27 protein-coding genes are annotated in these 21,641 nt (G+C 28.0%); 19 read left to right on the top strand and 8 right to left on the bottom strand.

Annotated features, from left to right (window positions below; translation table 11 throughout):
- Positions 1-153 precede the first annotated feature (153 nt).
- Complete coding sequence (locus tag ACAN_RS04630) at positions 154-651, bottom strand: phage regulatory CII family protein (protein ID WP_165773049.1); 498 nt, start codon at positions 649-651, stop codon at positions 154-156.
- A gap of 95 nt (positions 652-746) precedes the next feature.
- Between ACAN_RS04630 and ACAN_RS04625 the strand changes: the two genes are divergently transcribed.
- Positions 747-953, top strand: coding sequence for a hypothetical protein (locus ACAN_RS04625; protein ID WP_099333991.1), 207 nt, complete (start codon positions 747-749; stop codon positions 951-953).
- On the opposite strand, the gene ACAN_RS14095 is transcribed toward ACAN_RS04625, so the two are convergent.
- Both ACAN_RS14095 and ACAN_RS14090 read right to left on the bottom strand, forming a co-directional pair.
- Positions 934-1,062 (bottom strand): hypothetical protein, encoded by a 129-nt coding sequence (locus tag ACAN_RS14095; RefSeq protein WP_265734350.1) that lies wholly within the window; start codon positions 1,060-1,062, stop codon positions 934-936. The two genes, ACAN_RS04625 and ACAN_RS14095, sit on opposite strands and share 20 nt — an antisense overlap.
- A 2-nt stretch (positions 1,063-1,064) precedes the next feature.
- Complete coding sequence (locus ACAN_RS14090) at positions 1,065-1,289, bottom strand: helix-turn-helix domain-containing protein (protein ID WP_099333990.1); 225 nt, start codon at positions 1,287-1,289, stop codon at positions 1,065-1,067.
- Positions 1,290-1,388: 99 nt separating this feature from the next.
- Between ACAN_RS14090 and ACAN_RS04615 the strand changes: the two genes are divergently transcribed.
- Genes ACAN_RS04615 through ACAN_RS04605 form a run of 4 tightly spaced genes read left to right on the top strand, consistent with a single transcriptional unit; the run spans position 1,389 to position 4,181 of the window.
- Entirely contained in the window at positions 1,389-1,979 is a 591-nt protein-coding gene (locus tag ACAN_RS04615) for an XRE family transcriptional regulator (protein ID WP_099333989.1), read from the top strand.
- Between the two features lies 1 nt (position 1,980).
- A complete protein-coding gene (locus ACAN_RS04610) occupies positions 1,981-3,003 on the top strand; it encodes a WYL domain-containing protein (protein WP_099333988.1) in 1,023 nt (340 codons plus the stop codon).
- Positions 2,993-3,115, top strand: a complete 123-nt coding sequence (locus tag ACAN_RS14085) for a hypothetical protein (protein WP_265734349.1) — start codon at positions 2,993-2,995, stop codon at positions 3,113-3,115. The genes ACAN_RS04610 and ACAN_RS14085 overlap by 11 nt, the downstream gene beginning before the upstream one ends.
- Positions 3,102-4,181, top strand: coding sequence for a hypothetical protein (locus tag ACAN_RS04605; protein ID WP_099333987.1), 1,080 nt, complete (start codon positions 3,102-3,104; stop codon positions 4,179-4,181). The genes ACAN_RS14085 and ACAN_RS04605 overlap by 14 nt, the downstream gene beginning before the upstream one ends.
- Before the next feature lie 108 nt (positions 4,182-4,289).
- On the opposite strand, the gene ACAN_RS04600 is transcribed toward ACAN_RS04605, so the two are convergent.
- A complete protein-coding gene (locus ACAN_RS04600; protein WP_099333986.1) occupies positions 4,290-4,535 on the bottom strand; it encodes a hypothetical protein in 246 nt (81 codons plus the stop codon).
- 432 nt (positions 4,536-4,967) lie between these two features.
- On the opposite strand from ACAN_RS04600, the gene ACAN_RS04595 reads away from it, so the two are divergent.
- Genes ACAN_RS04595 through ACAN_RS04565 form a run of 7 tightly spaced genes read left to right on the top strand, consistent with a single transcriptional unit; the run spans position 4,968 to position 9,443 of the window.
- Positions 4,968-5,591, top strand: coding sequence for a ParA family protein (locus tag ACAN_RS04595; RefSeq protein ID WP_099333985.1), 624 nt, complete (start codon positions 4,968-4,970; stop codon positions 5,589-5,591).
- Entirely contained in the window at positions 5,569-6,417 is an 849-nt protein-coding gene (locus ACAN_RS04590) for a ParB/RepB/Spo0J family partition protein (protein WP_099333984.1), read from the top strand. The genes ACAN_RS04595 and ACAN_RS04590 overlap by 23 nt, the downstream gene beginning before the upstream one ends.
- A gap of 1 nt (position 6,418) precedes the next feature.
- Complete coding sequence (locus ACAN_RS04585) at positions 6,419-7,126, top strand: hypothetical protein (RefSeq protein ID WP_099333983.1); 708 nt, start codon at positions 6,419-6,421, stop codon at positions 7,124-7,126.
- 3 nt (positions 7,127-7,129) lie between these two features.
- Entirely contained in the window at positions 7,130-7,564 is a 435-nt protein-coding gene (locus ACAN_RS04580) for a hypothetical protein (protein WP_099333982.1), read from the top strand.
- Positions 7,565-7,583: 19 nt separating this feature from the next.
- Entirely contained in the window at positions 7,584-8,714 is a 1,131-nt protein-coding gene (locus ACAN_RS04575) for a hypothetical protein (RefSeq protein WP_099333981.1), read from the top strand.
- Positions 8,711-9,199: a sigma factor-like helix-turn-helix DNA-binding protein gene (locus ACAN_RS04570; protein ID WP_099333980.1), complete on the top strand. Its 489-nt coding sequence runs from the start codon at positions 8,711-8,713 to the stop codon at positions 9,197-9,199. Before ACAN_RS04575 ends, ACAN_RS04570 begins: the two co-directional genes overlap by 4 nt.
- The gene (locus ACAN_RS04565; protein WP_099333979.1) at positions 9,186-9,443 is read left to right on the top strand and encodes a hypothetical protein; all 258 of its coding nucleotides are present in this window, start codon (positions 9,186-9,188) and stop codon (positions 9,441-9,443) included. The genes ACAN_RS04570 and ACAN_RS04565 overlap by 14 nt, the downstream gene beginning before the upstream one ends.
- Here the strand turns inward: ACAN_RS04565 and ACAN_RS04560 are convergent.
- Entirely contained in the window at positions 9,440-10,579 is a 1,140-nt protein-coding gene (locus ACAN_RS04560; protein ID WP_099333978.1) for a tyrosine-type recombinase/integrase, read from the bottom strand. The two genes, ACAN_RS04565 and ACAN_RS04560, sit on opposite strands and share 4 nt — an antisense overlap.
- Before the next feature lie 389 nt (positions 10,580-10,968).
- Here ACAN_RS04560 and ACAN_RS04555 point away from each other — a divergent pair, with 389 nt between their 5' ends.
- From ACAN_RS04555 to ACAN_RS04535, 5 genes are all read left to right on the top strand, one after another.
- The gene (locus tag ACAN_RS04555) at positions 10,969-11,970 is read left to right on the top strand and encodes an ABC transporter substrate-binding protein (protein WP_099333977.1); all 1,002 of its coding nucleotides are present in this window, start codon (positions 10,969-10,971) and stop codon (positions 11,968-11,970) included.
- The gene (locus ACAN_RS04550) at positions 11,960-12,982 is read left to right on the top strand and encodes a FecCD family ABC transporter permease (protein ID WP_099333976.1); all 1,023 of its coding nucleotides are present in this window, start codon (positions 11,960-11,962) and stop codon (positions 12,980-12,982) included. The genes ACAN_RS04555 and ACAN_RS04550 overlap by 11 nt, the downstream gene beginning before the upstream one ends.
- Complete coding sequence (locus tag ACAN_RS04545; RefSeq protein ID WP_099333975.1) at positions 12,976-13,782, top strand: ABC transporter ATP-binding protein; 807 nt, start codon at positions 12,976-12,978, stop codon at positions 13,780-13,782. Before ACAN_RS04550 ends, ACAN_RS04545 begins: the two co-directional genes overlap by 7 nt.
- Complete coding sequence (locus tag ACAN_RS04540; protein WP_099333974.1) at positions 13,772-14,521, top strand: Rossmann-like domain-containing protein; 750 nt, start codon at positions 13,772-13,774, stop codon at positions 14,519-14,521. Before ACAN_RS04545 ends, ACAN_RS04540 begins: the two co-directional genes overlap by 11 nt.
- A gap of 210 nt (positions 14,522-14,731) precedes the next feature.
- A complete protein-coding gene (locus ACAN_RS04535) occupies positions 14,732-15,829 on the top strand; it encodes a nitrous oxide reductase accessory protein NosL (protein ID WP_099333973.1) in 1,098 nt (365 codons plus the stop codon).
- 45 nt (positions 15,830-15,874) lie between these two features.
- On the opposite strand, the gene ppnP is transcribed toward ACAN_RS04535, so the two are convergent.
- Entirely contained in the window at positions 15,875-16,186 is a 312-nt protein-coding gene (ppnP, locus tag ACAN_RS04530) for a pyrimidine/purine nucleoside phosphorylase (protein ID WP_079577088.1), read from the bottom strand.
- 130 nt (positions 16,187-16,316) lie between these two features.
- On the opposite strand from ppnP, the gene recO reads away from it, so the two are divergent.
- Positions 16,317-16,934 carry a recombination protein RecO gene (gene recO, locus ACAN_RS04525; protein WP_099333972.1) on the top strand — a complete coding sequence of 206 codons (618 nt, stop codon included), beginning with the start codon at positions 16,317-16,319 and terminating at the stop codon, positions 16,932-16,934.
- A gap of 42 nt (positions 16,935-16,976) precedes the next feature.
- Entirely contained in the window at positions 16,977-19,370 is a 2,394-nt protein-coding gene (locus tag ACAN_RS04520) for a hypothetical protein (RefSeq protein ID WP_099333971.1), read from the top strand.
- A 21-nt stretch (positions 19,371-19,391) separates the two neighbouring features.
- Here the strand turns inward: ACAN_RS04520 and ACAN_RS04515 are convergent, their stop codons facing one another.
- Both ACAN_RS04515 and ychF read right to left on the bottom strand, forming a co-directional pair.
- Positions 19,392-20,216, bottom strand: a complete 825-nt coding sequence (locus ACAN_RS04515; RefSeq protein WP_099333970.1) for an HDOD domain-containing protein — start codon at positions 20,214-20,216, stop codon at positions 19,392-19,394.
- 62 nt (positions 20,217-20,278) lie between these two features.
- Positions 20,279-21,382, bottom strand: a complete 1,104-nt coding sequence (ychF, locus tag ACAN_RS04510; protein WP_099333969.1) for a redox-regulated ATPase YchF — start codon at positions 21,380-21,382, stop codon at positions 20,279-20,281.
- Between the last annotated feature and the right edge of the window lie 259 nt (positions 21,383-21,641).

Raw genomic sequence — 21,641 nt, 5'->3', positions numbered from 1 at the left:
GAACTGCATAGTGAAATCAGCTAAAGCCAGTTACAATAAAGGAACTGATAAAATTGCAACTGACTTCACTATGAAGTTCCTGATTAGTGTTGTTGGTGTGGGATATGTAGAACGGTTTGGCGATTGCCTACATACCCCACGGGTAAAATTTATTTATTGATCTTTAATTGCTAAGTGCAGCACAAGATCTTTAAGTTCTGCATTTGCTTTTTGTGCTTCATCAATCTCTTTTAAAATCTCTTCTCTTTCATCAGGTGTGATTTCATTATCTTCAATAGCTTTTTTTACCACTCTAAATACATCACTGTTTTCCATGTTTGCAATATCAACTAAAAGATTTATATCGCTTGATTTTGCTTGAGCTTTTTTCTTACAAACTAGCACATGATCAAACTCATTTGCTAATACTTCAATAATTCTTGTATCACCTGTAAGTTTGGTAATAGCTACAATCCTATCTATGCTCAAACTCATTTGATAATCTTTTGGGTTTAGCTGTCTATACATCACACCAGTTGTTGTTTCAAGTTCACTTGCAACAAGTCCAATCTTACAATGCTTTCTTTCCATATAGTCTTGAATAACTGCTTGTGCAGTTTCATAGATCTTATGATTTGGCATATCTTCTACATCAAAAATATTATTTAACATCATAATTCCTTTACTAAATTTGAGTATTCACTCTGAAGTGTTCTTTAGATATAATTTATTTGCACATAAAATCAAATCAAAAAGGACACATCACAATGGATATAAACCAAGCTTCAATTGAAGAACAAAAACTTCAAACACAACAAACAGAAAAACTACAAGATATTGCTCTTGAACTAACAAAAGCAATATCGCCAGCTAACAATAACATCTCAGTCACTAATCACCTAGAAAGAGATGCTAAAAGAATTGCTGCTGCATATAACACTATTCTTGAAAAAATCAAGAAACAAGATCAGTAGCTTTTATCTCATAAGAGGCCATTAATAGCTTTAAAACTTTTATGGCCTCTTTTTTATCTTCACCTATTACCTTGATAACTTTTTTCGTCTTTTTTAAATTATTTTTCATTCCTATATCCTCTCTTTTATTTGTATTTGTGGTACATCAGTAGTTTTAGTATCATTTGATATGAAAGATTTAATATCTTTCCATGCTTCGACTGGAATATTATGGTTTTGTTGCATTTTAAAAACCTTATCAATTGTTGGTTTCGTTTTTCCACTAAACCATTGACTAACAGCAGAGTGGGAAACATTTAAATCTTTAGCAATTTTTGTGTAATTAAATTTTTTCATAACGAAATAGTAAGATATACTTACTTAATAGTTTCTTACAATTGTAAGAATAACTTACTCAAATTATGTTAGTATAACTTACAATTTAAAAGGAATAACATGGATAGTTTTGGCGAAAAACTAAAAGCTGCAAGAAAAAAACAAAAATTATCACAGCAGCAATTAGCTAATTTAATGGAAGTAAGTAGAGTTGCAATCACAAACTATGAACTTAATAAAAATACACCTACTTATGAAAATATAAATAAACTTTCAAAAATTTTAAAAACAGATTTAGCCAGTTCTAAAAAAGAAGTTGAAACAAAAGTAATCCCTCTCATTGGTAAGTCATCATGTGGAATACCAAAAGATTATGATTTAAATGGTTATGATCCAATACCAATTCCAAACGATATGTATAAAACTGGAATGTATGCAGTTGAAGCAGATGGAAATAGTATGCAACCAAAGATAAATCATGGAGATATTGTTTACTGTGTACCAAATCAAGTTATTGATAGTGGCAAGATAGTTCACTACTGGTTAGATGGTGAAAGTGGTATAAAAAGATATAAGATAAATGAAGCTGGAACAATTATATCTTTGATACCCCTAAATACTGAAGAATATGATGTTATTACAATACATTGTGATGATCCAGTTGATTTAAAGATGGCTTTAGTAGTTGGCAAGATAGATAAGGATTTTTAATATGGAATGGTTGATCATAATTCTTCTGCTTGTAATAATATGGTTATTAGTTAAAAAGAAAAATAAAAACACAAATACAAATAAAGATCACAATATTGTTATGAGATTTGAAACAAATAATGATTATGAAAATGATGATACTTTTGAGGGTTGGTTTTATGATGAAGTGCAAGATTATGTAAATCTAAATAAAAATTTAAAAATAACATACAAAGACGCAAAAGGCAAAGAAACTAAAAGAGAAATATTTATGTATAGATTTGGTGAAGCTTCTTTTGGTGGGTTTATTCTTGCTCATTGTAGTCTAAGAGATGAAAATAGAACATTTAGAACAGATAGAATAATTGAATGTATAGATTTTGATACAGGTGAGTACATTGAAAATGTAGAAGAATATCTAATGAATAAATATTATAATTCAGAAGAATATAAAGCAAAGATTGAATACGAAAAAAGACAACAAGAAAAAGAAATACAAGAAGAATATTATGAAGAATTTATTGATAAATACAAAGCTTTATTAAAAGTAATTCTTTATATAGTTAAATGTGATGGCACTTTTAATGCAAAAGAAAAAGCAATACTAAAAGAAATATTTGAAAATCTTGAAAAAAATAATGATCTTTTAACCGATAAATTACTTGAAAAAGTTTACAAAAATATACCCATGCCAACCATAAATTCATTCAAACAAAATGTTGGGAAATTAATACAAAATGATGAATTTAAAATTAACTTTTATACACTTACAAAAAATATAATAGAAACACAAAAATCAATACATCCATCAGAACAAGAAATACTAGATTATATGAAAATCAAATATGATATTCAAGAAAATGAAAATATAGAAATAGCATATGAGAATGAAGATAATGTTGAATGCCCACATTGTAATTCTAAATATATCCATAAAAAAGACAAAAGAGTTTTTAAAAATCACACAAACCAAAGATACCAGTGTCAAAACTGTAATAAAATATTTTCAATAAAAATTGAAGAGCATAAAAAAGATGAAGAATAAATACACAACAATTAAAATCATATCAGATGATAAGTTCTTTGGTTCTAAAGAGATTCAGGAGCAGATGGAAAAACTAAAAAAACTATTTAAGGAAAATAATGAAAGTAACTGAAGCAATACAAAATAAATTTATAGTATTAAGCCTAATAACTTTTCTTGGCTATTTTATAATTAGTGGACAATTTCCTCCTGGTCCTCAACAAACTATATATGTTACATTTCTAAATTTACTTAATGCAATCGGTGGACTATTATTAATTACAGGACTGTATGATGTTACACTAAAAGAACAGTTTCAAAATGAAACAATCGAAAATTTTATAAAAACATTATATTTAGATAATAAATACGTCTCTAGATTTAAGAAAGAAGAATTAAGAAATATTTTTGCTAAAGTACTTAAGGAGTTTATTAAGTCAGACATAAATTCTATTTATAAAAACAAGATTACAGAACACATTAGTAAAAACATAATTCCTATGGCTAGAGGGGAACATTCCGATTCAAAAATAAATACTTATTTTAAACACTATGATGAGCAAATAGTATGCTTTAAATCTAAAGATAAAAATGTTATTAGATGTAAAGTTGCTACAAGTTATGAACTTATTAATAATACTTCTTTGCCTATTTCTCAAACTATCTTTACCCTTAAGAATATTCCTAATTGCCATTCTTTAAATTTTGATAAGGTATTAAAACTAATTTCCTTAAAAATCTTTGTAGACGGTAAAGAGGAAAAGCAGTATTCTAAGCCAGATTTTTTAAAAGAGAATTTTAAAGTTGCTGAAGCAAATGGTCAATCAACATCAGTTTCTACTTATTCAGAAAGAGTCCAAATAAAGCAAATTGTAAAAAAAGGAGAGGAAGAAGAACTTATTGAATTTAAAAAGAAATTTAATAAAAAATTAAAAGTAAAGAAAGTCTTTGAAATAGATATTCCATATTTTGATAACAATTATACTCATATATTTCATAGGCCTATCCTTAACTATTCGTTAACTTATAAAGACTATAATGCTTCTAAGGTTGAAGGTGTATTAATTTCAGCTTTTCATAAGAAGAGCGATGATACAATCCATATGAACCCAATAGAAGAAAATGAATTTAAAATTGAATTAAAAGAAGATTTAGTGTTGCCTAAAGAGGGCTTAACAGTTATTTCAAGAAGGAACTAACATGAAATGGATTAATAACGATTAATTCACACAAGTTGCGTTAAACCCAGGTTACTTTTTAACCTGGTTTTTTTTATGCCTAAATTTTATCACTTACATAAATAACTATTAAAGTCCGTTATACTCAACAGAAGTACCATCTGTAATAATTCTAAATTTTTCAGCTTTTTGATAAATCTCGTCATAATGTACTATTACAGTCTTATCCTTACAATTATAAATACTTATTTTTTTACTTATATCTACTTTTGTACATTCATTATTTAAAAATTGTTTTTCAATTGTAGCTTTTTTATATCCACTACAAAATGCACTACTAACTAATAAACCTAAAACTAAAAATATTTTACCCATTTTTATCCTTTTATAATTTTATTGTTCAATTATATATTTATTTCAATTTGAAAAAGTTTATGTAGATATTTATTCTATTACTTCATTTCGTTAAATCATATTAGATCATAATGTAAGTTATACTTACTAATTTAAGATATAATTAAGTAAGTATATCTTACAATTTTACTACGCCTTTTCAAAAAAAAGGTTATGTCCTTTTACAACTTACTGTTAAATCTATGCTGGTTTTATGTTTATATACCAGCCACCCTTTAGCACTTATTTTTTTAGAGAAATTAAATCAAAAGGAGATCTTATTTTAAATTTTATTAAATCGGGGTGGTTGATATATGGATATAAAATTTCATAAAAGGAACTGAACATGAAAAAAATAGAAGAGCTACTTATCTATATAGATAATACAATTCTTGCAATTGGAAAGGTGATATTATGATCCTAACTGTTGCACACACAAAAGGTGGTGTTGGAAAATCAACACTAGCCTGGAACATAGCAAACTGTTTAATCTCTGAATATGGCCAAAAGGTTAAGATCATTGATTTAGATTTCCAGCAGACGATCTTTTTTATTAATCACATCAGATCTGAAACTGGACTTGATCAACATAAAGTAATCCAGTGTGAAACTGCTGCTGATCTTATACATGAGTTTGAAACTTACAAAGATGATGAAATACTTATTGTTGATGTTGGTGGTTTTGATAACGATATTAACAGAACTGCAATATCTTGGAGTGATCAGATCATTGTGCCAATTTCAAATTCACTTACTGAAGTTTTAGGTTTTAAAACTTTTGAAGCGATCCTGGAAGAGATTGGAAACCCATTTGTAAATGTGGTTTTAAACAACATACACCCACTCACACGTGATTTTGATGTTATCACCAAGGCAATTGGAGAAAGTGAAAATATAAGCCTTAAAAACTCAATTATCAGAAACAGAAAAGTATATAAAGAAACACTCGGGCGTGGAAAATCTGTTTTTGATGTCAGTGATGAAGTTGCAAAGGCTGAAATAAAAGGATTATGTGATGAACTTACAAGCAATTGGTAATGCCACTAAAGGCAAAGTCAAAACAAGTGGAGTTTCACCTTTTCAGGAGTTACCTATTGAAAAGGTTTATCCAAACCCAAACCAGCCAAGAAAATCTTTTAATAACATTGAAGAACTAGCAGCAACAATTTCAGAACATGGATTGTTACAGCCAATATCTGTTGTAAAAAAAGATGATGGCTACATGATAACAGCTGGTGAGAGAAGATACAGAGCACATTTATTTAACAATGCGAAAACTATCAAATCACATATAGTAAACCTTGAATACCATCAAGTAAAAGAATTGGCATTAATTGAGAATATCCAAAGGGATGATCTAACAGATTTTGAAAAAGCAAAATACATTGGTGAACTTTGGGCAAGTGGTGAATATGAAAAAAAATCAGATCTTGCAGCAAAGATTGGCAAATCACCATCTTATATATCAAAAGCCTTTGGCTGCTTAAAACTAGATAGCGAGATCATAAAAGATATAGAAGATAATAAAAACGATCTTCCTTTATCAGTGCTAGAAGAAATTGCCAGGGTAAAAGATACAGATATACAAAAAGAAGTATATGAAAAATATCTTACTGGTGAGATCATCAGGGATCAAATAAAAGATTTTAAACTAGCGGTAAAAGAGCAAGAGCCAAAAGATAAAAGATATGATGAAGTTTTTGAAGTTGATGAAAGTGAAAATTTCCCACGGGAAAAATTTAACTGGAACATTCAAGGTGAATTAGATGATTTTGAAGTATGGGATGGGATAAATGCCCAGCTTGTAGAAATGAAAATAAAATCACCAAATTTAAATATAAAAATTACAATAGAGGAAGTTTAAGATGAATAAATATAGAGAAGCAGCAGAAAGGATCTTAAAAAATCACCAATATACATTGCTAACACAAAAAAGTGGAAATGAAGTTTGGGAAAATGCAAACTGTGAAATATGGCACTGTGGAAATGATAAATCAAGTTCTTATGCTTTTGATATTGCAATCATGCCAATGGGAATTGCAGTTACTGGTGATATTGGTGAATATACATTTGATGTATATGGTAGAGGTATGGATTTTCTAGCTGGTAAAGATGTTGGATATTACATACATAGTAAATTAAGTAGGCATTGCAAAGAAGAAGAGTTTATCTATGAAAAATTTGAAGATACAGTAAAAGATTATGTTTTAACAGAATTTGAAAACAATGATGATCTTAACTATGAATTTGCAGTGGATCTTCTTGAAGATTGTAGAGAAAAGGACTTTAATCATTTAAAAAAATATATTGAAATAGTTTACTTTGACACTGAAAAAGAACTTGATAATGAAACTGAAAAGTTTGTTGATAACTTATATAACTTCTTTGAAACTGTGACAACTGTTAGTTATAACCAAGAAGCGCATGAACTTCTTTGCAATTGTAGTTTTATGGAATTTACAGACTCTTTTGAATGCTATTTTATAGATGTATCAGGTTCATTAATGAGAAGTTTATACATGATCAATTATGCAGCACAACAAATTATGAAAATTAAAAATGAAATGAGTTAAAACATGGAAATCAAAAAAAGTAAAACACTATTTCATATCTTTCAAATTGTAACTCATGCAGCTGATAGCAAAATCAAAACATTCAACAATGAAGATGAAGCACAAACAGAACTAGAAAAAATGAACCAGGATAAAGATATTTATTCTACTTATGAGTTAAGGTCTGAAGTAATTATTATGCCCATTCCAAACTTCTTTATTGGACAGCCAATTTATGCAATGTTTAAACATAGTGAGTATAAAGAATGTGAATGTTGTAAACACATGGAACTAGTTTCTGGTGAAAAAAAACTTACACCAGGAATAATAAAAGATATAAAGATTGGGAAAGATGGAATTTCATATGGAGTTGATCACTTGGATAAATCATACCCTGATACAACTTATTTGATTGAAGAAAAAGATATATATTTAGAACTAATAAATCAAAAGAAATAAAATATAGGAGAAAATCAAAATGTTAATTTCATTGGAAATGACAGCAGATTATTTCGAGACAAATGAAAAATATTTATATTCAGATTCAAAATATAAAAAACATATTAAAAAAGATGAAAAAGGAACTATTAGATTTGATATAGATAATTTCAATAAAGAACAAAGTATAAAACAAAAAAAAGAAGATTTTTGTATCACTATGGCTGCATTTGCTGAATTTGTCATTGATATTATTGGAGAAAAAAACTTTTATCAAAATATTCCAACATTAAAAAGACAACACATAAAAAGAGGAATTGAAAAAAGTAAACTATCTTATAACTATGGGAAAATGGTTCAAGAACTTTTTGAAAAAAAATATTTTCACTATTATGAAGATGGAACTTTTCCTGTAAATGAATATATACCACCTGAAAAAAGAAAATCTTTAAGTGCAAGTTTTGTTATGACTGAATACTGGTCAAGGCAAAAAACAACTTTTGAGATTGCCCAAGAACTTAATGTCCCTGAATACTGGGTAATCAATGAAATCAGAAAATTAGGACTATTTAAAAAAGATAATGGTGTTATTAAAAAAGCTGGATTAAAAGGTCTTGTTATGACCAAAGAACAGAAAGAAAAAAGACAAAACCAACCACATGCAAAACCTATTGTTCAGATTTGTCCTAAAACTTTTAAAATAGTAAAAGAATATAGTTCACAAGGTGCAGTTAATAGATATGGATTTAAAAGAGAAAATGTAAGAAAAGCCATGAAAAGATGTGGCTTAAGTGGTGGTTATCTTTGGGCTTTTAAAGGTGTTGAAAAAGCAACAATAAATGTTGCAAAAAGAAGAACAAATATAGATGTAAGAGTTCAGGCGCATGAATATGTTCCACCAACAAAAAAAGAGTTATATGAACTTTATATTGTTCAAGGTAAAACAGCAAGACAAATTGCAAACAAATATAAGTGCCATAAAAATACTATTGCACAACTATGCAGTAAATTAAAGCTGCATAAACCAAAATCAAATTTAACAATTGAAAAACTAAAAAAACACTATTTAGAAGAAAAGATGATAGCAAAAGATATTGCAAAGATGTATGGAGTATCAACAAAAACTGTTGCCACATACTTAAGTAAAAATAAGATTAGGAAATATAAATGAGTGCAAACCCTGAATATGGTGTAAATGATCAAACGATAGTTTTTAAATTTATCCTGGAAGAACTTGTATCAAAAATCCCCGCCTGGAAAAAGAAAAAACTATATGAAAAACATTGTAAAAGAGTTGAAAAAAGAAACACTGAGAAAACAAGAATGATAAAAACTAAAAATGGATCTAAAAGAGAATATGCAGAAAAGCCAATGAAAGAAAAAGATTATATTAGATTTCATGTTCTTTTAAAGCTATTAGAAACAGAATATGCAGCCTTTGTTGATGATTGTACACTAAATGAAGTTGGATATATCATTGGTATTACAAGGGAAAGAGTAAGGCAAGTTGAAGCAGCTGGTATTCTAAAAATCAAAAGCCCAAATTTATTAAAAAGATTAAATAAAAAAAATGCAATTGAAACGATCATGGAATACAAAGAAATTGCAGTAACAAGAAAAAACAATAAAAGGAGAAAATATAATGAGTGCAATTGAAAAAGAGCAAGAATATAAACTAATATCATCATTTCTATTTGAAAAATTTAACAAAATTGCACTAACTCCAAAAGAAACTGCTGCTATTTTAGGAAGAACTGAAGCTGGACTAAAAAAAGATAGAGAAGAAGAAATTGGTATTCCTTTTACTAGACTAAATCGTAAAGAAAAAGGTAAACCACTATACTCTATTACTGCAATTGCAAGAACAATTGTGGATAATCAAATCAAAATATTTAACTAAGCCTTGAACTTCAAGTCAAACACATTACTTTTTCCATTTTCAGGGCTTAGTTTTGCATATCTGATTGTTTGGCTTATATCTGCATGATCCATCAACTTCATGACTGTAAATATTGGTGTTCCCTGGATCGCTAACTGTGAAGCAAAAGTATGTCTTAATGTGTGGATCACAACTCTTCTTTTTCTATCATCAAGTTTTAATCCCTGGTTAAATAGTTCATCAAATATTGGCTGAAAAACTTTATAAGGTGCAGTTCTTGCCAAAACATTTGGTGTGCCACTTACAAGATAATCTATTGGTGATAATTTTGCCATTCTACTTTTAATAAGATCTTTATATACTGGATGTAAATAGCCATGATAAGTTCTATTTGATTTATGGTTCTTGATCAAGATAGTATCTGTATCAAGATTTATATCACTCTTTGCAATTGTAAGTACACTTGAAAGCCTTGCACCAGTGCTTAAACTCAAAGCTAAGAAGATCTTCATATATTCAGTTACATAAGCTTTATATTGTGTTCCTATTCTATTATTCAACTTATCCCATAACTTTTCAATTTCGTGTAGTTCCAGGTATCGTTCACGATCATTATCAACCTTTTCCCGTTCTACTTTGTTATGATCAGCTGGATTGGTTAGCTTTAAACCTTTTTTCTTGATCAAGTGATTATATACAGTTCCTACAATGTCAATCCAATCATTTTTGGTTTTTGGTGCATATTCATCACCATTTTTCTTTTTCTTACTTCTCACTTTATCTCTGAAGTTTTCAACATCATTTGTGGTGATCTCATCTACTCTTAAATGGCCAAAAAAATCTTTAACATGATTTGTATATCTATTCTTTATATTTCCACCATCACTTTTTGTTTTTATAGTTTCATAGTACAGATCAAAAGCTTCATTAAATGTCATGTGCTTTTGTTTTAAGATCATAGGTGCGTCATCTTTTAAACGATCAACTGAAGTTCTTTTGGCTCTCATTTTTGAAGCATATAATGCAGTTACACCCTCAATGGATGTTCCCACCTTTTCTTGGTGTTGCTTGTTTTTTATTGAATATTTTATATAATATGTTTTTATACCATCTTTTGATGTTCTTAAGAACACACCAGTATATTTTGTTTTTTCCATTTTATCAGTTCCTGGGAAAATATTTTGTTGTACAGCCTTTGTACAGTGATATTAACTTTTTATAACTTTTATTACTCTTTAGTAGCTTTTGGGAAATAGATCAAAAAGATCTTAAACAAATGATTTTATGGTAAGTATGCGATATTATCGAACTTGTAGAAAATAGAAGTAAAATATTAATTTTTGGGAATCAACGCCCGTGATTGTTGAAGTAGAAGCATAAAAAATTATTAATACTACTCGAATAAATTCGAGTCTCCAACGGAAGCACGAATTCATTCGTGCCTCTTTTCAAGCAAATTTAGTTCCAAAACTACACAAGCAGTTTGCTTTTTTATTACTTATTTATATATATTAAATTACACTCTTAAGAAATTTTGGAGACTATAATGAGATTACTTTTTCTTATAATACTTCTAGCACTTACACTTAATGCAAAGATTTTTGTTGATATGTATGATAGAGAAGTAGAAATTACAAATAATAATAAAATAGTGTGTTTAGGTCCTGGAACATTAAGACTTATAACTTATATGCAACTTGAAAAAAAACTCATAGGTATTGAAAAAAAAGAGTTGAGATTTAGTCCTAATTCAGCTTATAGTTTAGTACTTGATAAAAAGTTTATCAAATCACTTCCTATTGTAGGTCAAGGTGGACCTGGGAAAATGCCAAATTTAGAAACATTAATTAGTTTAAAACCTGATGTGATTTTTACATCTATACTTTCACCTAAACAAGTAGCTTTAATTCAAGAAAAAACTAAAACTCCAGTTATAGCACTAAGTTATGGCTCAAATTATGGTGGCAAAAACAATAAAGAAGACAAAATCGAAGCTGTAAAAAAATCTATGTTGCTAATAGCACAAATCATGGACAAACAAAATAGAGCAGATGAACTAATCACTTTTATGAATAAGCAAAAAGAAGCTTTAAAAAAAATAACGATTGATGATAAAGCCATATATGTTGGTGGAGTTGCATATAAAGGACTTCATGGTATTGCAAGTACAGAGAGTGATTATCCTGCATTTAAACTTCTAAATATAAAAAATCCAATTTTACAAAATCATATTGGTCATGCATTTGTAAATAAAGAAACACTTTTAAGTTTCAATCCTGAAGTTATTTTTTTAGACTCAGTTAGTAAAAAAATAATTTTAGAAGAGATAGAAAAAGACAAAGCAATTTATAAACATATTAAGGCTTTTAAAAACAATAATATCTATTGGTTATATCCAAGTAATTTTTACAATACAAATATAGAAAATATTTATATAAACAGTTGGTTAATTGCTTCACATTTTGGAAAAGATATAGATATAAAAAAAGTAAAAGAAAGAGTTTATAAAAAATTTTTAGGAAAAGATATCAATACTAATGTACAGTAAACATTTATACTCAAAAAAAAGATTTTTTATTGCTATTTTATTATTATTTATAACAATAAGTTTAATATGGATTTCTTTAATAAGTGGAAACAATGGGATTGTTTTTTCAGATAGTTTTAAACTTTTAGAAGCAAAGGGTAGTTTTTCTATAATAGTCTTTGAAATAAGAGTACCAAGAACTTTAGCAGCATTTGTAGTAGGAGCTTCCCTTGGATTGTCAGGAGCTATGATGCAAGCAGTACTAAAAAATCCTTTAGCTTCTCCTTTTACTTTAGGGATATCTCAAGCAAGTGCTTTTGGGGCAAGTTTTGCAATAATAGTCTTTCAATCATACTCAAGTACATCATCATATGAAGCAGGTTTTATAACTGCACTCTTTGCTTTTGCTTCAAGTATGATATGTACACTTTTAATAGTATCTTTAGGAAAAAGAGCAAATATGTCAGCTGAATCACTCATATTATTTGGAGTAGCTTTAGGTGCATTTTTTTCTGCATTTACTATGTTACTTCAATATTTTGCAGATGATATTGACGCAGCAGCTACACTATTTTGGACTTTTGGTGATTTGTCTAAAGCTAGTATGAGTACTATTTTAGCAATTGGATTAGTTTTACTAATATGCCTATTCTTTTATTTTAAGATTTTTTGGAAGTTCGATGCTTTGATGTTAGGTGAAGATAGTGCAAAATCATTGGGAATAAATACTCAAAATCTTAGATTAGGCTCTATGATTGTAGCATCATTTTTAAGTGCTATTAGTGTTTGTTTTTTTGGAATTATAGGATTTGTAGGACTTATTGCACCACATATTGTAAGACTTTTTATAGGAAGTTCACATAAATATGTTTTACCTTTATCAGCACTAAGTGGTGCAATTCTTCTTTTGCTTGCAGATATTGTTTCAAGAACTATCTTACTTCCTATTACTATACCTGTGGGAATTATAACTTCAATGCTTGGAGCTCCACTATTTTTATACTTTTTATATAAAAGAAGTTCAAGATGCTAAAAATAACTAATTTACATGTTAAAGTAAAGAAAAAAACTCTACTTACAAATATAAATTTAGAGTTAAAACCAAAAGATTTAAATATTATCATTGGACCAAATGGTGCAGGTAAAAGTACTTTACTAAAATCACTTGTAAAAGTAATAGATATACACAAAGGAAACATTAGTTTAGATGAGATAGAGTTTACAACTGCTTCAATAAATAGTGTATCAAAATATATTGCTTATATGGCACAATTCAATCAAAACTCAAACCTTACTACTCTTGATGTATTAGAGATTTCAAGGAGAAAATACAGTGGTTTTTCTTTAAGTAAACATGATCATAAATTAATTGAAGATAGTATAAATGAGTTTGCCTTACAAAAGTTTTTAAATAGAAATATTGATACTTTAAGTGGAGGAGAAAGGCAAAAGATTTTTTTAGCAGCTGCAATTTTACAAGAGCCGAAAATCTTACTTTTAGATGAGCCAATATCTCACCTTGACCCTAAAAATCAAATAGAGATGCTTGAACTAATAAGAAACAAAACGAAAGAAAAAGAGTTTATTACAATAACTGTATTGCATGATTTACAAAATGCATTACATTATGCTGATAAAATAATAATGCTTAAAAATAAAGAGATTTTATATTTTGAAAATAGTTTAAATATTACAGAAGAAATGATTTCTAAACTTTTTGATACAACTTGTAAACTATTTTGGCAAGAGGGACATCCTTTTTTATTTTTAGGACACTCTCATCATAATAACACACATAATCATTCACATAAAAAGGAAACTAATGATACTTGATATATTAAAACAACAAGCACTTCAAAGTGCTAAAAAAAACTCTTTGACTTTAAAAAGTTTTAAAATTTGTGAACCATTTACTTATGTTGAAGTTACAAATAAAATTAAAACTTCTATTGGAGTAGCTTTAAGTCCAAGTGATGAGGGAGATTTAAAAAATAGTAACTTTAAAAGTATTGAAGATATTTTAGAAGATGATAGTTTTAATTTAGCCTCAAGAGCAATTATACTTGCAACAATAAATGCAATAGGACAATATGAATTACAAGAAAATCCACCTTTATTAAAAAAGAACCTAAGAGTTGAAAGCTGTGAGTTTTTACTTGAAAATAGTACCAAAGAAGATAAAATAGTTTTCATTGGAAACTTAAAACCTGTAATAAAAAAACTAAAAGAAAACTCAAGAGATGTAGCAGTTTTTTGTAGAAGAAAAAAAGAGTTAAATAATGAAGTTTATAATGATATCTTTGAGTATGAAGCTGTAAGTAAAGCAGATATTGTAGTAATCACAGGTGCGGCACTTATTGGTTCAACTTTTGATGCATTGCTAAAGTTCGCAACAAAAGCAAAAATTATTATGGTATCAGGATTTTCTGCTGGATTAAATCCAATTTGGTTAAAAAACAGTAATGTAACCCATGTTGCTAGCTTATACTTAAAAGATTCTTCAAAAGAGAAAATAGAAAAAAACCCTTTTGAAGATATCTTTGAAAATAGCTGTTATTTACAAAAAATATAACACAAGAATAGACTCGAATAAATTCGAGTTTCCAACACTGGAAGCGCGAATTCATTCGTGCCTCTTTCAAGCCAATTCCACCCTACTCGAATAAATTCGAGTTTCCGAAAAGTTTCCAAATGGACGCGCGAATTCATTCGTGCCTCTTATTAATTTAACACATAATTAACTCTTTTAGTATAAAATCAACAAAAACCTTAGGAGAGTTACATGTTAAAAAGAATTTCTCTTTTTTTATTGCTTATTAGTATAAGTCTATTTGCAAGTCAAAATAAAATGTTTCAAACAGTAGATGAAAATCAAGCTACTTTAGTTAAAACTGATACTAGCAAACATTTTTGTAATGTTTGTGGAATGGATCTTGTAAAATTTTATAAAACATCACATGCGGTTGAGTTTAAAAATGGTCACAAAGAGCAGTACTGTTCACTTCACTGTTTTGCAAATATTAATAAAAAGTTTGGAAAGCTTATAAAAAAAGTTCAAGTAGTTAATACTAAAACTTTAGAATTAATAGATGCAAAAAAAGCTTTTTATGTAGTAGGAAGTTCTGTAAAAGGAACTATGAGTATGACGAGTAAATATGCATTTTTGAGTAAAAAAGATGCTTTAGAGTTTCAAAAAGAGCATGGTGGAGAAATAAAAACTTTTGATGAAGCTTTGAAGATTGCCACTGCTGATTTGACAAATGACAATAAAAAAATAGATAAAAAAAGAGCAAAAGTAGCTAAAAAAGGTAAAAAGATCTATGAAGCATTGTGTGATAATAAAGCGCAACTTCCAGATTTTAACTCAATAGGTGAAGCTAAAAAATATCTAATTGATAACAAAATTTGTAAAAATATAAAACCAAATATGCTTCAAGCTGCTGCTATTTACAAATATGACCCCTCACTTGCTACAAACCAAAATAAAAAACTAAGTGTTCCAAAAGATGCTAAGTGTCCAGTTTGTGGAATGTATGTTGCAAAATATCCAAAATGGGCTGCAAAAATAGAAGTAAATAAAACTCACACTCACTATTTTGATGGAACAAAAGATATGTTTAAATTCTATTTTAATCCAAAAAAATACGCACATACTCATACAAAAGAACAGATGAAAAATATAACTGTTACTGATTATTATACTCTTGAAGCTATTGATGGTAAAAGTGCTTTTTATGTAGTAGGTTCAAATGTATATGGTCCAATGGGAGAAGAGTTAATTCCATTTAAAGATGAAAAATCAGCAAATGCATTTAAAAATAGTCACTATGGTAAAAAAATATTGAAATTTGAAGAGGTAAAAGAGAGTATGTTATACTAAAAAAGCCATTTTACAATGCGATTATATCGCATTGTTTAATGACAACTATTTAATAAACGAACAACAATAATCAACTAAACTTTTTACTCTTAATTTAAATTTTGAGTTTGCAGGTATTTCAAAACTTCCAGGAGCTTTTACTTCCATCCAATCTTCAGCTGGTAACATAACTTCTAGTTCACCAGTTTGAATATCCATAATCTCTTTATTTACAGTATTTAATTCATACTCACCAGGTAGCATAATTCCTAAAGTTTTCCTTGTACCATCTTTGAACTCAATAGATCTACTTGTTATATTTCCATCAAAAAATACATTTGCAGCTTTTGCTATATTTACATTTTCGAATTCTGCCATTAATTTATCCTTTCTTGTTTTATATATATGATACCATAAATTTATTTGAAGCATATATCTATTTTAGTTTTGTTATAATTTTTTTAATAAAAAAGTATTACAAATAAACACAAAAAAAGAGTTTTTATATATGCAAGGATACATTTTAGACGTAAAACCTGTAAAAGATGATGATCTAATAGTTACAATACTTACGCCTACAAGAGTCTATACAACATATAGATTTTATGGAGCAAGACACTCAAATATAAATGTAGGATATAAAATAGATTTTGAGATTGAGCATAATCTAAGAAGTGATATTGGAAGATTAAGAGATGTTATGCAGTTAAATTATGAGTGGATATTGGATGCAAAAAAGATGTATGCTTGGCAAAGATTTATAAAACTATTTTATTATCACTTTAAAGATATAGAAGAATTAGATGAATTTTACTTTGATTTACTAAATGCCTTATCACACTTGATGATAAAACAAAATGAAAAAAGAGCTATCATACAAGCATACTTAAAACTTTTAGAACATGAGGGAAGACTTCATGTGGATTACACATGTTTTTTATGTGATATAGAAATTGAAGATGAGATTTCACTTGTGAGAAGTTTTGTACCTGCTCACCCACAATGCACCTTTGCAAGAAAGTTTAAACTTAGCAAAATAAAAGAGATGTTTGAGCAAAATTCACTTATAAATTTCAGTGATGATGAAATAAAATATCTTTGGCATATTTTACTTCAAGGATTGTAAGTTACAATATTATATAATATTGTAAATTTGCAGGAGAATTAGATGCTAGATGAACAAAATAATGCAACATCATATTTAGATTTAGAAGATGAGGATATTGCTGTTACAAATATTTTGGAAAAATATAAACTTTCAAATCAACATGATAGCTCATTTTTATTTGATATCGATGATGATTATAAGCAACTAATGCAATATATAGCCAAGCTATATATCAAAAATGAAACTCTTCCTGCTGAGATAAGCCATGAATTAAATAACAATATAAATTTTAGAAAATTTTTGATTAAAGCAATCAAACAAAAACTGCAAAATATCTTTTTTGATAAAAGAACAGTTGTTTTTAAAGAGATAGTTATAATAATAAACTTATTATCTTTTGGCAAAGATTATAAAATATTTGAAAACTATATTTCATATAATATAGATAATCTCTCAGAACTTTTTAGAGATTATGAAGCAAAACTTGAAGAAAACAAAGACAACAAAGAACAGTTTGAAGTTCTTTTTTCTCACTATACTTTGCTAATTGAGACTGTAAATGTACTTTGCAAAGTAAACTCAACTGATGTGCAAAGAAAAAAAAGTATAAATGCAATACTTGAAATACTAACAGAAACAATAAATATTTTAAAGTTTAAAATAGATTTAAATGAAGAAAGAATAAATATTTTAAATAATATATTGGGAAAACTTCTATTTTATTATGCACATATTCCTTATATTAATATAAAAAACAAAAGTGTAAAAGAACTTGTAGATGAATTCTTTTTCAATTTTGAAAAATCAAATGATGGTTATGAACTTTCAAAAAGTACACATTTTGGTAACTCAAATGAATTAAATGAATACAAAATATATCTAAATACCATAACAACCCTACTTTCAAATATGATATATAAACTTGAAACAGAGTATGATTATAATGAATACAAAGATCTTATCAATTTTAAAAATATCTTAGATTTGTATGAAGAGACTATCATTCATACATATATTCCAAAATTTAAAACAATAAGCGAGTTTAAAAATCACCTTATAAATAACTATATTTTCATATATAGTAGCAATTGTGAAGATGATATATTTTTAATAATTGATGATTTCTTTAAAAATAAAAATTTTGATAACTCAACAATTCAAATCATATATGCAATCACACTATATTCAACACAAATAAAAAATGACATCTTAATAGATATAATCAAAAAATTTCTTGCAATGGAGAAGTTTGACAATGACTATTTAGAGTTTTATAAAATAAATATTTGTGATGTTATCATACATAGATTTATTAGACAAAATAGCTTTATAATTGATGATGAATTAGCTAGAATTATAGTTGATTATGTAAACAAAAATAGCGTTGCTTCACACCTAATAAGTGTATATACAAAAATATTTTTATCACTTAGCTTGTACTATTCATATAGCTATGAAACAAAAGTCATAGAACTATCAAAAAATTATTTTGCAATATATAAAAATATAAATGGAAACACTTTACTTGAAAATGAATACAAAACTATAAATGATAAAATATTTATCAATTATGGAAAAAGACTTATAAAAGAGCTTGATTTAGATTATGAGTATATAGAAGATGAAAAGTATTATGAACTTGGTAGAAAAAGCGTACTTAAACATATAAATCAAAATAAAATCAATAAAACATACTATATGAATCAAAAACTATCTGATGTGATAACAAATATCTTAAATGAAAAAAATCTTGATGATGAGAAAGTAAACAAATACATAGAAGAGTTTATCTCAAAAGAGGTATTTTATGGACTAGCTTTTGCAGTTGTAGATGGACTTTGTCAAAAAGATTGTACGATACTTGATTTGGGATATGAAACAGTAAAAATACCTTTATTTTCAAACTTTGAATTAAAAATAATTTACTCAACAGTATATAAAGAAGTATTTCAACATCTATTTATAAATACAAAAGAGTATATGAAAAAAAATGTATCAAATATAATCATAAGCTACCAAAAAACAATTCCAATGTTTTTTGATAAAATCACAGGTCTTAGAAATGTAAATAGACTTCAAAAAGATTTAAATGATATCAAAAATGAATTTATTTTTATAGAGTTTTATATAAATAATATAGATGAATATAATGAAAAACTAAGTTATGCAAAAACAGATATCATACTAAAAAATTACGCCAAAGAGCTTGAAACTTTTTTGAATATTTACAGACTATCAGGACCAAAATTTGGAGCAATATTACCACTAAATTCAAATATGGATAGTTATATACAAAAGATAAAAAAAACAAAAATTATTTACCAAGAAAATCAAATAAATTTTGATTTGACATTTGCAGTATCATGGGGAAATAGTGAGAATATACTAGAAAAATCAGCACACTGCATCACTTTGGCAAGAAAGTCAAAAGAAAAATATTATGAGTTTAAATAACTAAGGCTTTTTTAGCCTTAATTATACTTGTTCATCTAGAAGTCTGTCTTCTAGTTTTTCAATAGCATTTTCTAGTGATTTTACATCAAGGTTGTAAGCTTTTGCTTTTTGTATAGCCTTGTCTACATTATCATCACTTAAAGGAGCTGTTACTTCACAAGCTGTTTTTACAACATCAAGGATTTGTGCTCTTTGCTTATAAGCTTCATCAACTTTGCTTATATCATCTACAAACTCTATTGAATCAATCAAAGTATCACTTAGTTTCCAATGCCTGAAAATCCTTGCAGTAATCTCAGAAGTACTTAATCCTAAAATCTCTTTTTCTGCTTGTGCTGTTGACTTACCTTGTCTTAATAAATCTTTGAATTCATTTGTTTTACCCTCAAGCTCTAAAATATCAGCAATAATAAACTTTCCTGCTTCTTGAAGTAAAGAGGGTAAGATAAGCTCTTCTTTTAAGTCAAAAGAGACTTTTGATAACCAAAGATTAGTTAAGGTAGTTGCCATATTTGAAACTCTCATAAAATCATCACTATTAATTCCATAAGCAGATAAATTTGCCTTTAGCAAGTTTTGTACAGTACCGCCAATTGCAATAGAAATTGTGAAGTTAATCCCAAGTAAATTAATAGCCCTACTTGGAGTTTCAACCTTGCTTCTAAATCCAAACATCGCTGAATTTGAAACCTTTAATAATGTGGAAATTATCAAGGCATCTTTTTCAATTATCTTTAGTAATTCAAAAGCTTCTTTATCTCTTTTTTGTCTATACTCTTCAATCTCTGCAATTGTTTTAGGAAGAGGAGGTAATGACTCAATTTTTTCTAAAATATTTTCTGGCACTTAAAACTCCTAACTTAAGTTTAAATTAGCTAGATTATAACTAATCTTTCATCTACATAAAATTAAACGTTGAACCTAAAGTGCATAACATCACCATCTTGAACAACATAATCTTTACCTTCAAGTCTTAGTTTACCTGCTTCTTTACATTTAGCTTCTCCACCAAGACTAACAAAATCTTCATAAGAAATAACTTCAGCTTTGATAAAACCTTTTTCAAAATCATTGTGAATAACAGCAGCTGCTTGTGGTGCTTTTGTATTTTTCTTGATAGTCCATGCTCTAACCTCAACTTTACCAGCAGTAAAGTATGACTGAAGTCCAAGTTTATCAAATGCTGTGTGAATGATTTGCTCCAAACCTGATTCTTTTACACCTAAATCAGTTAAAAACTCTCTTGCTTCATCATCTTCTAAACCAACAAGTTCTTCTTCTATTTTTGCACAAAGCATAATAACATCTGCATTTACTTCTTGTGCGTGAGCTTTTAATTCATCAACATATTTATTTCCACCATCAGCTAGTGAATCCTCATCAACATTTGCACCATAAATCACATCTTTATTTGATAAAAATCTAAGCTCTTTGTCAAGTGCAATAAAAAGTTCATTTTCACTATCTTCAAAAGTTTTTACAGGCTCTAACTCAGCCAAGTGATCAAGTAAAGCTTGTGCAACTACAAGTTGAGCTGCAGCATCTTTTGAACCTTTTGATTGTTTTTTAAGTCTATCAATTTTCTTTTCAACTTGAGTAATATCTGCATAAATTAATTCTGTTTCAATAATCTCAATATCTCTTAAAGGATTTACATCACCCTCAACATGAGTGATATTGCCATCATCAAAACATCTAACCATATGTAAGATTACTTCAACTTCTCTAATATTTGATAAAAACTGATTACCAAGACCCTCACCCTTACTAGCACCTCTAACAAGCCCAGCAATATCAACAAAATCAATAGTTGAATGTTGAATTTTATCTGGAATAACAATCTTTGCTAATTCATCTAATCTCTTATCTGGTACTGGAACAATCGCTTTATTTGGCTCAATAGTACAAAAAGGATAGTTTTGCGCCTCTGCATTTTGTGCCTTTGTCAAAGCATTAAATGTTGTACTTTTACCTACATTTGGAAGTCCTACGATACCTACACCTAAACCCATTAGTTTCCTTTATTTTATATAAATATAGCCAATTTTATCCAAAAATCACTTTTTCAAGCCTGAAATACCAGCAAAAGCCACAAATTTCAATCACTCCCACCCTACTCGAATAAATTCGAGTCTCCGAACTGTCTCCACGGAAGCGCGAATTCATTCGTGCCAAAATCCCAACTCACAAAAGACTCGAATAAATTCGAGTTTCCGAAAAGGCAAAATTCATCCATCACATTCGGAAGCGCGAATTCATTCGTGCATTTTT

Source organism: Malaciobacter canalis (assembly GCF_008000835.1).
GTDB lineage: Bacteria > Campylobacterota > Campylobacteria > Campylobacterales > Arcobacteraceae > Malaciobacter > Malaciobacter canalis.
Note: the sequence above shows the minus strand (reverse complement) of the source record. Positions and strands in the feature narration are given on the sequence as shown.